The sequence below is a fragment of the Streptomyces thermovulgaris genome, from assembly GCF_002155915.1.
GTDB classification, from domain to species: domain Bacteria; phylum Actinomycetota; class Actinomycetes; order Streptomycetales; family Streptomycetaceae; genus Streptomyces; species Streptomyces thermovulgaris.
Map to the genome: position 1 here is coordinate 1 of NZ_MUME01000378.1, position 13,199 is coordinate 13,199.

General features: G+C 72.9%; 16 protein-coding genes and 1 pseudogene. 8 read left to right on the forward strand and 9 right to left on the reverse strand.

Annotated features, from left to right (window positions below; genetic code table 11):
- The first annotated feature begins 318 nt into the window (after positions 1-318).
- Entirely contained in the window at positions 319-2,283 is a 1,965-nt protein-coding gene (locus CCN35_RS24505; RefSeq protein WP_245863415.1) for a HelD family protein, read from the forward strand.
- Here CCN35_RS24505 and CCN35_RS24510 read toward each other — a convergent pair.
- The 4 genes from CCN35_RS24510 to CCN35_RS24525 all read right to left on the reverse strand — a co-directional run bounded on the left by CCN35_RS24510 (position 2,271) and on the right by CCN35_RS24525 (position 5,598).
- Positions 2,271-3,623, reverse strand: a complete 1,353-nt coding sequence (locus tag CCN35_RS24510; RefSeq protein ID WP_245863427.1) for a CPBP family intramembrane glutamic endopeptidase — start codon at positions 3,621-3,623, stop codon at positions 2,271-2,273. The two genes, CCN35_RS24505 and CCN35_RS24510, sit on opposite strands and share 13 nt — an antisense overlap.
- 109 nt (positions 3,624-3,732) lie before the next feature.
- Positions 3,733-3,987, reverse strand: coding sequence for a hypothetical protein (locus CCN35_RS28515; RefSeq protein ID WP_158100434.1), 255 nt, complete (start codon positions 3,985-3,987; stop codon positions 3,733-3,735).
- A gap of 106 nt (positions 3,988-4,093) precedes the next feature.
- Positions 4,094-4,816 (reverse strand): copper homeostasis protein CutC, encoded by a 723-nt coding sequence (locus tag CCN35_RS24520; protein ID WP_067400132.1) that lies wholly within the window; start codon positions 4,814-4,816, stop codon positions 4,094-4,096.
- Between the two features lie 101 nt (positions 4,817-4,917).
- Positions 4,918-5,598 carry a maleylpyruvate isomerase family mycothiol-dependent enzyme gene (locus CCN35_RS24525; protein WP_067400129.1) on the reverse strand — a complete coding sequence of 227 codons (681 nt, stop codon included), beginning with the start codon at positions 5,596-5,598 and terminating at the stop codon, positions 4,918-4,920.
- A gap of 224 nt (positions 5,599-5,822) precedes the next feature.
- Here CCN35_RS24525 and CCN35_RS28165 point away from each other — a divergent pair, with 224 nt between their 5' ends.
- Complete coding sequence (locus CCN35_RS28165) at positions 5,823-6,137, forward strand: hypothetical protein (RefSeq protein ID WP_143631789.1); 315 nt, start codon at positions 5,823-5,825, stop codon at positions 6,135-6,137.
- A 23-nt stretch (positions 6,138-6,160) separates the two neighbouring features.
- Here the strand turns inward: CCN35_RS28165 and CCN35_RS24530 are convergent, their stop codons facing one another.
- From CCN35_RS24530 to CCN35_RS24540, 3 genes are all read right to left on the reverse strand, one after another.
- Positions 6,161-6,439 carry a DUF397 domain-containing protein gene (locus CCN35_RS24530; RefSeq protein ID WP_086794383.1) on the reverse strand — a complete coding sequence of 93 codons (279 nt, stop codon included), beginning with the start codon at positions 6,437-6,439 and terminating at the stop codon, positions 6,161-6,163.
- 228 nt (positions 6,440-6,667) lie between these two features.
- Positions 6,668-6,871 carry a DUF397 domain-containing protein gene (locus CCN35_RS24535; protein WP_086794384.1) on the reverse strand — a complete coding sequence of 68 codons (204 nt, stop codon included), beginning with the start codon at positions 6,869-6,871 and terminating at the stop codon, positions 6,668-6,670.
- Positions 6,868-7,710, reverse strand: coding sequence for a helix-turn-helix domain-containing protein (locus tag CCN35_RS24540; protein ID WP_086794385.1), 843 nt, complete (start codon positions 7,708-7,710; stop codon positions 6,868-6,870). The genes CCN35_RS24535 and CCN35_RS24540 overlap by 4 nt, the downstream gene beginning before the upstream one ends.
- A 109-nt stretch (positions 7,711-7,819) precedes the next feature.
- Between CCN35_RS24540 and CCN35_RS24545 the strand changes: the two genes are divergently transcribed.
- The 3 genes from CCN35_RS24545 to CCN35_RS24555 are packed head-to-tail and all read left to right on the forward strand — an operon-like array spanning position 7,820 to position 10,139.
- Entirely contained in the window at positions 7,820-8,395 is a 576-nt protein-coding gene (locus CCN35_RS24545; RefSeq protein WP_079129904.1) for an ATP-binding protein, read from the forward strand.
- A 4-nt stretch (positions 8,396-8,399) separates the two neighbouring features.
- Positions 8,400-9,044 (forward strand): HD domain-containing protein, encoded by a 645-nt coding sequence (locus CCN35_RS24550; protein ID WP_067397729.1) that lies wholly within the window; start codon positions 8,400-8,402, stop codon positions 9,042-9,044.
- Positions 9,045-9,071: 27 nt separating this feature from the next.
- Complete coding sequence (locus CCN35_RS24555) at positions 9,072-10,139, forward strand: GNAT family N-acetyltransferase (protein ID WP_086794386.1); 1,068 nt, start codon at positions 9,072-9,074, stop codon at positions 10,137-10,139.
- On the opposite strand, the gene CCN35_RS24560 is transcribed toward CCN35_RS24555, so the two are convergent.
- Positions 10,121-10,399: a DUF4031 domain-containing protein gene (locus CCN35_RS24560; RefSeq protein ID WP_067397731.1), complete on the reverse strand. Its 279-nt coding sequence runs from the start codon at positions 10,397-10,399 to the stop codon at positions 10,121-10,123. The two genes, CCN35_RS24555 and CCN35_RS24560, sit on opposite strands and share 19 nt — an antisense overlap.
- A 30-nt stretch (positions 10,400-10,429) precedes the next feature.
- Positions 10,430-10,816 carry a hypothetical protein gene (locus CCN35_RS24565; protein ID WP_067397732.1) on the reverse strand — a complete coding sequence of 129 codons (387 nt, stop codon included), beginning with the start codon at positions 10,814-10,816 and terminating at the stop codon, positions 10,430-10,432.
- Between the two features lie 59 nt (positions 10,817-10,875).
- Between CCN35_RS24565 and CCN35_RS24570 the strand changes: the two genes are divergently transcribed.
- The 3 genes and pseudogenes from CCN35_RS24570 to CCN35_RS24580 all read left to right on the forward strand — a co-directional run.
- Positions 10,876-11,823, forward strand: a complete 948-nt coding sequence (locus CCN35_RS24570; protein WP_079129905.1) for a MurR/RpiR family transcriptional regulator — start codon at positions 10,876-10,878, stop codon at positions 11,821-11,823.
- An 86-nt stretch (positions 11,824-11,909) separates the two neighbouring features.
- Positions 11,910-12,845 (forward strand): N-acetylmuramic acid 6-phosphate etherase, encoded by a 936-nt coding sequence (gene murQ, locus CCN35_RS24575; RefSeq protein WP_067397733.1) that lies wholly within the window; start codon positions 11,910-11,912, stop codon positions 12,843-12,845.
- Between the two features lie 31 nt (positions 12,846-12,876).
- Positions 12,877-13,199 (forward strand): annotated as a pseudogene (locus tag CCN35_RS24580) (hypothetical protein); the annotation flags it as partial.

The window sequence follows — 13,199 nt, forward strand, 5'->3', positions numbered from 1 at the left end:
CGCCCCGGCCGCGCCGCCCGGACAAACCGGTTGGCCTCCGCCCGGCCGCCGCCCTAGAATCCACCCCCTTGCCCGCCTCCTCTCGGAGTGCCGCCGTCCGGTCGGAAACCGGCGGCAGATCCCGCGCCCCACGGCGCAGCCGCCTGGCACCGCCCCGCGGCGCACCCGTCCGTCCCGCAGGTCTTCGCAGGTCTTCCCGGAGGCATCCCCTTGTCGCGTTCTCCCTCCTCCACGCCCGCCGGCCCCGCGCACCCCGCCGACGACCCCCTCGCCCGCGAGCGGGCCCATCTGTCCGCCTCCCGCGCCGCGCTGCGCGCCATGCGCGAGGACGTGGAGGCGCTCGACATCCGCGACGTCGCCGCGAACTGGGTCAACGCCCAGGTCCTCGCCCGCCAGATCGACGAGCGCATCAAGGCCCTGGCCGACATGAAGGACACCCCGCTGTTCTTCGGACGGCTCGACTATCTGCACGCCCCGGGCGCGGACCAGGCCGAGGGGGCCTCGGGCGAGCGCTTCTACATCGGCCGGCGGCATGTGCACGACGCCAATGGCGACCCCATGGTCATCGACTGGCGCGCCCCGGTCTCGCAGCCGTTCTACCGGGCCTCCAGGAAGGACCCGATGGGCATCGTGCTGCGCCGCCGCTTCGGCTACGACGGCGGCGACCTCACCGCGTACGAGGACGAGCACCTGTCCGACCCCACCGAGACGGCGACCGCCGGCAGGCTGCTCCAGCAGGAGATCGAGCGTCCGCGCGTGGGCCCGATGCGGGACATCGTGGCGACCATCCAGCCGGAGCAGGACGAGATCGTGCGGTCCGACCTGTCCGGCACCCTCTGCGTCCAGGGCGGCCCCGGCACCGGGAAGACCGCGGTCGGCCTGCACCGGGTCGCCTACCTCCTCTACGCCCACCGCGAGCGGCTGGCCCGCACCGGCACCCTCGTCATCGGACCGAACCGGTCCTTCCTGCGCTACATCGAGCAGGTGCTGCCCGCGCTGGGCGAGCTGACGGTGCGCCAGGCCACGGTCGACGACCTGGTGGCCCATGTGGAGGTGCGGGGCACGGACGACCCGGCCGCCGCGGTCGTCAAGGGCGACGCACGGATGGCCGAGGTGCTGCGCAGGGCGCTGTACTCCCATGTGACGATGCCCACCGAGCCGGTCGTGGTGACCCGCGGCTCGCGCCGCTGGCGCATCCCGGCGTACGAACTGGAGGACATCGTCCGCGAGCTGCTGGACCGCGGCATCCGCTATGGCGCCGCCCGCGAGGCCCTGCCGCAGCGGATCGCGCACGCCGTGCTGGTGCGGATGGAACGGGCGGGCGAGGCCCCCGACGACCGGGTGCAGGACGCCGTGGCCCGCAACGCGGCGGTGAAGGCCGCCGTCAAGGCGATCTGGCCCCCGGTCGACCCGGCGAAACTCGTCCTGCGGCTGCTGACGGACAAGGACTTCCTCGCCGAACACGCGGAGGGGATCCTCACCGAGGAGGAGCAGAAGGCGATCCTGTGGACCAGGCCCGTACGGTCGGTCAGGTCCGCCAAGTGGTCCGCGGCGGACGCGGTGCTGATCGACGAGGCGGCCGACCTGATCGAGCGCACGCCCTCCCTCGGACACGTGGTCCTCGACGAGGCCCAGGACCTCTCCCCCATGCAGTACCGCGCGGTCGGCCGGCGCTGCACCACCGGCTCCGCGACCGTGCTCGGCGACCTCGCCCAGGGCACCACCCCCTGGGCGACCCGCACCTGGGAGGAGGCCCTGGCCCACCTCGGCAAACCCGACGCCGCGATCGAGGAACTGACGACGGGCTTCCGTGTGCCGGCGGACGTCATCGCCTACGCCTCCCGTCTGCTCCCGCACATCGCCCCCGGTCTGACCCCGGTCGCCTCGATTCGCGAGAACCCGGGCTGCTTCGAGGTCCGTCCCGTCGCCGGGGACGACGACGTCGTCGCCGCCTGCCAGGAGCTGCTGCGCCGGGAGGGCTCGGTCGCCCTGATCGCCGCCGACCCCCGCGTCCCGGCCCTCGCCGAGGCGCTGACGGCGGCCGGTGTGCCGTACCTGTCCCCCGGGGAGGAGACGACGGCCGGCATCCGTCTCACCCTGGTCCCGGCCTCCCTCGCCAAGGGTCTGGAGTACGACTACGTGGTCCTCGACGAACCCCGGGCCGTGGTCGACGCCGAGCCCGACGAACGCACCGGTCTGCGCCGCCTGTACGTCTCCCTCACCCGCGCGGTCTCGGGTCTGGTCGTCACCCACACCGCTCCCCTGCCGCCTCAGCTGTCCTGAGACGCGCCGGTCTCCCGGGACGCGCCGGTGTCCCGGGGGGCGCCGGTGCCCTGGGAGGCGCCGGGCCGCCGGACCGGCGGCCGCTCGCCGGACGGCTCCGACGACTGCGCCTCGGGCCGGTCCGGTGACTGCGTGCGGGGCCGGTCCGGTGACTGCTCGTCGGGACCGTGGCCGGCGGCACCGGATACGGCCGCGTCCGGGGACGGCGCTCCACATGCCCCGTACGGCCCGTACGCACCCTGCGGCTGCTGCGGGTACGGGCCGGAGGGACCGTGGGGGCCATGGGGGCCGTAGGAGCCGTAGGGACCGTGGGGACCATGAGGGCCCTGCTGCTGCGCCCCTGGTACGGCACCCCACTGGTGCGGATACGGCCCGTACGCGCCCCACGGCTGCGGATGCGGCAGACGGGGCGCGGCCGGCTCGGGGGGCGGGGAGGACAGGTTCTGCGGAGAGCGGCGCCGGGTGAGCCACAGCACGATCGCGGCGTAGAGCAGGGTCGTCCCCATGTCGGTGACGGCCAGGGGCCAGGAGGCGTCGGCCGCCGTCTCGTCGGACTCCAGACCGCCCACGAACACGGCGGACAACCCGAAGGCCACCAGGTTGTTCACCGCGTGCAGGGCGACGGACGCCTCGAGGCCGCCCGTGCGGATGGACAGCCACCCCGCGACCAGGCCGAAGACCAGAAGGTCGATGAATCCCCAGACGGTGCCCCAGCCGTGGGCGGCCGCGAAGAGCACCGCCTGGGGCAGCACCGCGAACCACGGGGCACGGACGAAGGCCCCGGCCGTCTGGAGCAGCCAGCCCCGGAAGAGGTACTCCTCCGCCGCCGACTGCAACGGCACGAGGACGGTCAGCATGGCCAGGGAGGCAAGGAACGTCCCCCACCCCACCCACGCACTGCTCTCCTCGGAGCCGCTCGGGTCGCCCGGCAGGAAGAACGAGACCACCACCAGCAGCGCCGTGGCCGGAAGGGCGGCCAGGAGGCACCAGGCCAGCCATCGCCACCGCAGCCGCCCGGTGACCGACGACACCGTGCCGGCCGGACGCCGCCCCGGCCAGAGCGCGGCCAGCAGGACCAGCGGCAGGACGAGGGCTATGTACGTCAGGTCCAGCGCCGTGCCCGCGATCGGACCGAAGTCGACGTCCCCGTCGGGCAGTTCCGGGTAACCGGCGGCTCGTCCGAAGACCTCGGTGAAGAGATAGAGGAACACGGTGGCCAGAAGCCACCCGAAGGGCAGCAGCAGAGTGCCGAGCACCGGCTGCCACCCGTGGTAGTGCGGGGTGTACCGGGCCATGCGGTGATACGGGAGCCCGGCGGGGCGCGGGGGCGATGCTGTCATGAACAACATCGTGACGGCCGGAAATGGACCAGGTGTACGAAACAACGCGCCCCCGGGCCGCTCGTCCCGGCGAACTCCCTTGTCCCACCCCGCAGTCGGGATCCGGTCGTCATTTCGAGAAGTGATCGCCGCCCGAGGAGAGAGGCACAAAGAGCGGCATGAGGCTTGCCTGGTTCACCTGGCCGACGCGGCACTTGGGCGATACGGCCGCAGCGACGGGCTGTTGCGCGCCGCGATCGGCACGGCCGCCGTACTGGTGACCGCGGCGCTGCTCTGGTTCGCCCTGCACCGCAACCGGCCCGCCGCCATGATCGCCGCGGGCCTCGCCTTCGTCCTGGGCATCGGGTGGCTTCGTCCTGGACATCGGGTGGCAGGCGTTCCACCGAGAGAACACCCCTGACGGCCGGACCGCACGAGTCCGCCGCCGCGCCCGCTCCCGCCCGTGCCCGTGGACGGAACCCATGAACGGGTCAAGGAGACAGCCCCTGCCCGTCCCGGCCGTCCAGCGCCGTGCGCCATGCCGCGACCGCGGCGGCGGAGACCGGTCCGTCCCACCCGTCGGGGCGGGCGGCACTGCCGATGTGGAAGGCGTCGATCCCGGCGGCGAGCAGCCCCGGCACATGATCGAGCCTCAGCCCGCCGCCGACCATGATCCGCTGCTCGTAGCCGGGCTCGCCGCGCCGGGCGGCCTCGGCGGCCAGGACGGACAGCCCGTCGTCCACCCCGCCCGCGGCGCCCGCCGTCAGGTAGGTGTCGAGTCCGGGCAGCCCGTCCAGCTGCTTGCGCAGGGCGTCCCGGTCGGCGGCCCGGTCGATCGCCCGGTGGAAGGTCCACGGGCATCCGTCCAGTGCGGCGACCACCCGTTCCACGGCCGCCAGGTCCACCCCGCCGGCCTCGTCCAGGAACCCGAGCACGAACTCCTCCGCGCCGGCCGCCCGCAGCTCGCCGGCGACCCCGACGAGCCGGTCCAGCCCTTCGGCGCCCCCTGCGGAGAAGCCGTCCGAGAGCCGCAGCATCACGCGCAGCGGGATGTCGACGGCGGCACGGATCGCGGCGACGGCCGCGGCGGGCGGGGTGAGCCCGTCGGCCGCCATGTCGGTGACCAGTTCCAGGCGGTCCGCGCCTCCGGCCTGGGCGGCGACCGCGTCCTCGACGTCGAGGGCGATCACCTCCAGGACTGCACGCATGCTCATGGGACCCCTTTCCTCGGTTTCCCCGGCGCTCGACTGGCGCCCGATAGGTCTAGTCCAATCCTCAGGGTACGCCGGTCCGGGGTCCCACGGCCGCACACCGGTCAGCCGAAGATGTTGAGCTTCTCCTTCTCCGCGCCGACGAGCTCGTAGCCCTCGCCCGCCGCGGGCACCGGACGTCCCGCGTAGAGCCGTACGAGCGTGGCACCGTCGCCGATGTAGCGCGCCGGGTTCCGCTCCCCGCTCGCCTCGCCCAGCCTCAGCGGCTCGTCCATGTCGTCGAGGTCGGCGTGCAGCGGCACATGCTTCCTCTCCCGGGTCAGACGCGCCAGCAGGGCGAGCGCGTACGGCAGCCCGTCACCGGCGTAGGCGCCCGGCTCGCCGAGGGCCTCGCGCACATCACCCGCGTGCACCCACTCGCCCAGCGCGATCGCGTCCAGCGCCCCGCCGGCCTTCGCGATCACCGGCCCGGCCTCGGTCATTCCGCGTTCCAGCTCGTCCACCACCCGGGCGTTGGTCCAGTCGGCCCGCTCGGCGATGTCCCGCTCGTTGGACTCGGGCGAGAACACCCCTTCCTCGAACCGGTTCTCCACCACCCGCATCAGCGCGGCGGAACAGTGCGCGAGCACGTCCCGCACCGTCCATCCCGGGCACGCGACGGTCGGCAGCGCGAAGTCCGCGTCCGGCCGCGCCCGCAGCAACGGAATCAACGCGTCCCGCTCCAGGGTGAGCAGCCGCCCGGGCAGCTCGGGGTCCCGCACCTCGTACGCGTCAACAGAAGTCATGTCCCCACGCTAGTGCCCGGCCCGCTTCAGCTGCACTACGCGCGGCTGTCCCCGTCCGGGCGGCACGTGCGCGAGGTGACGTCGTGCGCATTTGGCATGTTCACAGCTTCCTGCTGAAGGGGGTCGGCTTTTTTTTCGAGGGATGGCTTGACCTGAGGAGATGTTGATTTGTGTGTGGGCGGGCAGGTCTCCTCCTGACGGAAGGGGGCGGTGCCGGTGGGTCGTTGTTCGATGCGATCGAGGCCGAGGAGGCCGTGGTCCAGGAGCGTGTGGAAGAACTCGATTCCCGGATGGCCGAGTTGACGGTGCGGCTGGAGGCTGAGCGTGAACGGCTCTCACGGCTGGTGATCACGCGGGAGACGACTGGTGAGCTCCTGGCGAGAAACCCAACCGCACACGCATGGCCACCGTCGCCTGCGTCTTCGACACCCGTCCCGCACCTCGCCGCCGACAACGACCTCGACGCCTGCTGGACCTTTCACACCCAGAACGAACACCAACGACTCCACCCACCCCCGACCAGGCCGGATACACACTGACCGCCTGATCCACGACCTTCGCTTCAGAAGAGCCGCACCCCTGCCGAAGTGCCTTGCACATCGGTCCCGCTGAAGGCACGGACCTCCTCTGTTCCCGGTCGGTGACGACGGCCGGTGTGGGCGACGAAGGCGGACCAGGAGGCGGGGGACACGGTGAGGAAGCCTCGGCCGGTGTCCTTGGAGTCGCGGATGTGGACGGAGTGAGGGAGAGCGGCGACCTCGACGCACTCGCCGCCCGCGCCACCGCTGTGGCTGGACTTGAACCAGTGGAGCGACCGTGCCTGGGACTGCTCGGTGTTCATAGGTCTCCTCGCAGCAACTTCTCGACGTGACGCACGGATTCGGCAGGGGACAACGCCTGCGCCCGCGGAATCCCGTGCCTGAAAAGCACTCGGGCCGCTCCCGAAGGAGCGGCCCCAGGGCCTGGTGCAGCTCTGTGCACCGTGCTTCTGTTTGCTATGGCCGATGCTGCCCAGGCACGCCGGTGACGGTCAAGCCGACCGTCACGGCATGGTGACATCTGTTTTCGGTCAGTGCCGACGGCCGGTGTGGGCGACGAAGGCGGACCAGGAGGCGGGGGACACGGTGAGGAAGCCTCGGCCGGTGTCCTTGGAGTCGCGGATGTGGACGGAGTGAGGGAGAGCGGCGACCTCGACGCACTCGCCGCCCGCGCCACCGCTGTGGCTGGACTTGAACCAGTGGAGCGACCGTGCCTGGGACTGCTCGGTGTTCATAGGTCTCCTCGCAGCAACTTCTCGACGTGACGCACGGATTCGGCAGGGGACAACGCCTGCGCCCGCGGAATCCCATACCGCACGGCGAAGCCGCGCACGCTTTCCCGGTCGGTGATCACACGCCCGTTGGCCTGACTCTCCACATACGCGACCTGCTCCCCGCCGTCCGGGGTCATCAGCGTGAAGGGGCCGTCCGCGCCCGCGTGATCGACGACCCGGGTCGGCATGACCTGGATCTCGACGTGGGGGTTGTCGGCGACAAGCCGGATGTGCTCCAACTGACCGCGCAGCACCTCGACTCCACCGAACGGCCGTTCCAGCACGGACTCCTCGATGACGAAGCTCAGCGTCGGCGCGGGCTTCCTCTCGTAGATCTTGTGGCGGGCCAGCCGCGCCGCCACCATCTCCTCGATCTCGTCCTCACGCCGTCGAGGCCGCCACACGGTGAACATGGTCCGTGCGTACTCCTCGGTCTGCAACAGACCGGGCACGGCGAGCACCGCGTACGCGTGGAACTCGACGGCCTCCTCCTCGATCCGCGCCGCGTCACGGAAGAAGGCCGGATACCGGGTGAGCGCCACGGCCCGCTTCATGGCGATCAGCAGCCCGTTGCCGTCCAGCAGGCTGTCGAGCCGGTCGATGGTCTCCGGCCGTGGAATGCGGCGCCCCTGCTCGATCGCGGCGATCTGCGCCTCGCTGTATCCGAGTTGTTGGGCGAGTGCGGCCTGGGTGAGTCCCGCCCGCTCGCGGAGGATCTTCATCTGCCTGCCGAAGCACCGCAGAAGTTCGTTGGCGGGGTCCGCCTCCCGTGCCGACGACTGCCCCGTGATCTGCGCCATCGCCCGTCCCCTTCCCTGCCCCGACAGCCACGCGCAGCACCCCCACAACCACACTGTGTAAGGGGCTCGTCACTGGTCACCGTATGCGCGGGCCGCGAGGCTCACCGGCATGACGACTGAGAATCCCCCGTTCGGGAAGGCGGGGCACATCGCCGGCTCCGAGACGCGGTTCGCCATGACCTTCACGTCCACGCCGCGCGGGGCGCGCCTGGCCCGACGGCTCGTCTCTCATCGCCTGGACGCCTGGGGCTTCCCGTACGACTCGGAAGTGAACGAGACGCTGACCCTGGTCGTGGCGGAACTCGTCGCGAACGCGGTGACGCACGGCCGTGTCCCCGGCCGCGACTTCCACCTGAGCCTGACACTGGCCACCGCCCGCGATCGTGTACGCGTCGAGGTCACCGACACCAGAGGCGACCGTGTGCCGCCGGCCCGGCCGTGCGCGCCCGAGAATCCCGAGGCAGAAGCAGGCCGTGGTCTGTGGCTGGTGGCCTGCCTGGCAAACCGGCTGTCCGTCGAGCCACGGGAAGGGGGCGGTCCCGGAAAGACGGTACGAGCCGAGGTGGATCTTCCGATGACGTGCGCGGGGGCCGAACGCCGCGTTCACGCGCCGTTCCGGATGCCGGGCTCGCTGCCTGAGAAGGATCTTCCGGCGGCACGGAGCCGCGCGCACCGGGGAGAATGACCCCATGCCCGACCCAGACGCCCTGCGTGCCCGCTGGACCCGTGCTCTCGAAGGGGTCCGCGGGCCCGGTGGCGGTCCCGACCCGGTGCCGTACGCCGACAATCTGCTGAGGCGCTGGCAGGAGCCGCAGCGGCGCTACCACACGCTCGCGCATCTGACCGCCGTCCTCGACCACGTCGACCTGCTGGAGGAGTACGCCGACGACCCGGACGCGGTCCGGCTGGCGGCCTGGTTCCACGACGCCGTCTACCGGCCCGAGCGGTCCGAGAACGAGGAGCGCTCCGCCCGTCTGGCCGAGCGCGCCCTGCCGGAGGCCGGGGTGAGCGCCGGGAAGACCGCCGAGGTGGCCCGGCTGGTCCGCCTCACCGTCACGCACGACCCGGCCGACGGCGACCGCAACGGCCAGGTGCTGTGCGACGCCGACCTGGCGATCCTCGCCGCGCCCCCGTCGGCGTACGCCGCCTACACCGCGGCCGTCCGCGAGGAGTACCACTTCATTCCCGGCGCCGCCTTCCGCGAGGGCCGCGCCGCCGTCCTGCGCCGGCTCCTCGCCCTGCCCGCCCTCTTCCGTACCCCGTACGGAGCGGAGCACTGGGAGGCCGCCGCCCGCCACAACCTGACGTCCGAGCTGGAAACGCTGTCGCTGTGACGCCCCGCCGGGTCTACCCTGCGCCGTATGCGCGCATGGGGCGGGGAACAGGTGGAGCAGGCCGTCGCCAGTGCCGTGAGCCTGCTGCGAACGGCGGTGGACCGGGACTGGGACGGGGTGAGGGCCGGGCGGCTGGAGTGGAGCTGCCGGCGCACCGCGGAGCACACCGCGCAGGCTCTCTTCACCTACGCGAAGCAGCTGGCCGGGCGTGCGCAGGACGCCTGCCTCCCCTTCCGCCTCGTCCTCGACGAGGGCACCGGCACCGCGGACGTCCTGCGGATGCTCGAGACGGCCGGCGCGCTGCTCGCCGCGACCGTGCGCACCGCCCCGCGCGCGGCCCGGGCCTTCCACCCCTGTCCCTTCCGCAGCGCGAACCGCGAGGGCTTCGCCGCGATGGGGGTCACCGAGGTGCTGCTGCACACGCACGACATCGCCTCCGGCCTGGGGCTGGCGTACGAGCCGCCCGCCGGGCTGTGCGAAGGCGTGCTGCCCCGGATCCTCCCGCGGGTCCGGCCGGGCGCCGCCCCCTGGCCGACCCTGCTGTGGGCCACCGGCCGCGGCGAGCTGCCCGGGCGGGCGCCGGTCACCGAGTGGCAGTGGACCAACCCCCCTGTCCTGCCCACCGAGCGGCTGACCCTGGAGGGCGTCTGTCCCGCCGCCGCCCGCGATCTGAACCACGGCGGCGACGGCGGCTGGGAGTGGGTGGGCGCGCAGCCGGCCGACGGCACCCGCGTGGGCGCGGGGCTCGTGGTCAAGCAGTACGAGGACGGGGTGTTCCACCCGCAGTGGGGCATGTACGCGCTGGTGCGGCGCGAGGACGACCGCGCGGTGGGCGCCATGGGATTCCACGGCGTCCCGGACGCGACCGGCCGGGTGGAGATCGGCTACGACCTCGTGGTGGACGCCCGTGGGAAGGGCTACGCCACCGAGGCGCTGCGCGCGCTGTCGGCGTGGGCGCTGGAGCAGGACGGCGTACGGACGGTGGCCGCCGTCGTCGCCCGGGAGAACACGCCCTCGCAGAACGTCGTCACCCGCGCCGGGTTCACCCGTGTCGCGGAGAACGGCGCCGATTACGTCTACGAGCTGCGTGCCTGAGCCCACCGCCGGGGGCGGCGCAGCCCCGCGGCGTGCAGCAGCCGCACCACCTCGCGGCTGCTGACCTCGATCGCGCCGGCCGCCACCGCGTCGGCGTAGCGGTGGGCGGGCAGGTCGTAGTGGTCCCGTTCGAAGGCGCGCCGGGGGATGCCCAACGACGCGGCGAAGAGGTGGAGTTCGTCGTAGGAGACGTCGCTGACCAGGTGGGACCACAGCAGGCCGTGGCCCGGCCAGGTGGGAGGGTCGATGTAGAGGGCCATGGGGTCGCCGTCCGGTGGGTCACCGCCGCGTCACGAGGACGGTTCCCCGCCGCCGACCGTGTCCGCCAGTCCGCCCACCGGGGCCACCTTCACGCCCGCCTTGGGGCACACCCAGTGCGGGTCGGGCCCGAGTTCGGGCTCGACGTCCAGCGCGTGCGGGTCGCCGTGGCCGCACACCGGGCACAGCGGCCAGCGGCCGTGCCGCTCCAGGAGGGCGTCCTGCACGTCCTGCGCGATCAGCCCGGCCACGAACTCCGCGCCGTCCGGCCACTGCTCGACCCACCAGCGGCGCTGGGCGACGGAGTCCTCCACGAGCGAGACCACGTCCGCCTCGGCGACCTCCGCCGCGACCAGATCGGCGAGGACGAGGGCACGAGCGGCGTGCAGGGCCTGCTCCAGGGGGCTTACGGGGGCCATCATGTCTCCATTGTGCGCAGTCTTGACCGCACCATCGAACGGAAAATACCTTTCACAGTGTGACCCAGGGCATAAAAGAAACTTGCAAGGACGCAGGTGCCTCCGGCGGTGTGCCCCCGGTTCCTCCCGCCCCCGCCGCTCTCGCGGCCAAGGTGCGCGCGCTCGCGCCCACGATGACCCGCTCCATGCAGCGTGTCGCTGAGGCCGTCGCGAGCGACCCGGCCGGCTGTGCGGCGCTCACGGTCACCGGTCTCGCCGAGCGCACCGGCACCAGCGAGGCGACCGTCGTCCGCACCGCCCGGCTGCTGGGCTATCCGGGCTACCGCGATCTGCGTCTGGCGCTCGCGGGTCTGGCCGCCCAGCAGCAGTCGGGCCGCGCGCCCGCCCTCACGACCGACATCACGGTGGACGACCCCATAGCCGACGTCGTCGCCAAGCTCGCCCACGACGAGCAGCAGACCCTCGCCGACACCGCCGCCGGCCTCGACACGGTCCAGCTCGGCGCGGCCGTCGCCGCCCTGGTCGCCGCCCGGCGCATCGACGTCTACGGCATCGGCGCCTCCGGTCTGGTCGCCCAGGACCTCACCCAGAAGCTGCTGCGCATAGGACTGATGGCCCACGCCCCCGGCGATCCGCACCTCGCCGTCACCAACGCGGTGCAGCTGCGCGCCGGCGACGTGGCGGTCGCGATCACCCACTCGGGGTCGACCCGGGACGTGATCGAGCCCCTGCGGGTGGCCTTCGAGCGCGGCGCGACCACCGTCGCGATCACCGGCCGGCCCGACGCGCCCGTCACGCAGTACGCCGACCACGTCCTGACCACCTCCACCGCCCGCGAGAGCGAGCTGCGCCCGGCGGCGATGTCCTCCCGGACCGGTCAGCTGCTGGTGGTGGACTGCCTGTTCGTCGGGGTGGCGCAGCGGACGTACGAGACCGCGGCCCCGGCGCTGGCGGCGTCGTACGAGGCACTGGCCCACCGGCGCAGCCCGCGCGGCAGGCGCGCGTAGCCCGCGGACCGGGCGCGCACAGCCGGGCGACGCGCGAGGATCAGTACGGTCGGCCGTACCGCATCGCACGAAGAGAGTCTTCCTTCATGACCTCCACGCCCCCCTACCGTGAGCTGCGCACCGAGTTGGAGGCGCTGACGACCGAGGCGTTCCGCCCCGAGCTGGCGGAGATCGACCGGCTGCCCACGCTGGAGATCGCGCGGCTGATGAACGCCGAGGACGCCACCGTGCCCGCCGCCGTCGCCGGACAGCTGCCGCGGATCGCCGCCGCGATCGACGCGGTGGCCGAGCGGATGGCGCGCGGCGGCCGGCTGCTCTACGCCGGCGCGGGCACGGCGGGGCGGCTGGGCGTGCTCGACGCCTCGGAGTGCCCGCCGACCTTCAACACCGACCCGTCGCAGGTGGTCGGTCTGATCGCGGGCGGCCCCGAGGCCGTGGTCGCCTCGGTCGAGGGCGCGGAGGACTCGAGGGAGTCGGCGGTGGAGGCCCTCGACGCCCTGAAGCTCACCCCGGACGACACGGTGGTCGGCATCTCCGCCTCCGGCCGCACCCCCTACGCCGTCGCCGCGGTGGAGCACGCCCGGAAGCTGGGCGCCCTGACCATCGGCCTGGCCTGCAACGCGAACAGCGCGCTGGCCGCCGCCGCGGAGCACGGCATCGAGGTCGTCGTCGGCCCCGAACTCCTCACCGGCTCCACCCGGCTGAAGGCCGGAACGGCCCAGAAGCTGGTCCTGAACATGATCTCGACGATCACGATGATCCGGCTGGGCAAGACCTACGGGAACCTGATGGTCGACGTGCGCGCCTCCAACGACAAGCTCCGCGCCCGCTCCCGCCGCATCGTCGCCCTCGCCACGGGCGCCTCGGACGACGAGATCGAGCGGGCCCTGGCGGCCACGGACGGCGAGGTGAAGAACGCGATCCTCACCCTCCTGGCCGATGTCGACGGCCCGACGGCCGCCCGCCTGCTGGAGGAGGCCGACGGCCATCTGCGCGCCGCCCTCGAGGGGGCCCGGAGCTGAGCCCGCCGGCGGGCCTACGCTGGAGGACACCATGAACCACGCCCAGCTCACCGCTCTCGGCCGCGCCCTCCGCCTGCTCGGCGAGCACGGCGAGGCGCTGTCCGTCGACACGCCCGACGCCAAGCTGCACGAGGTGCGGGCGGACCTCAGGCGTGCCCTGGAGCTGCTGGACGAGACCGTGACGACGGCCGCGCCCACCACCCGGTGCCCCGAGCATCCGAACGGGCCCGTCGACACCAGCGCGCCCGATCTGTGTCTGCTGTGCGAGACCCGGCGGCGGGCCGCCCACCGCTCCCGGGTGAACGGCGCCTATCCGGCGTACGACCGTCCCCGCACCGAGCGCACCGCCCGCAC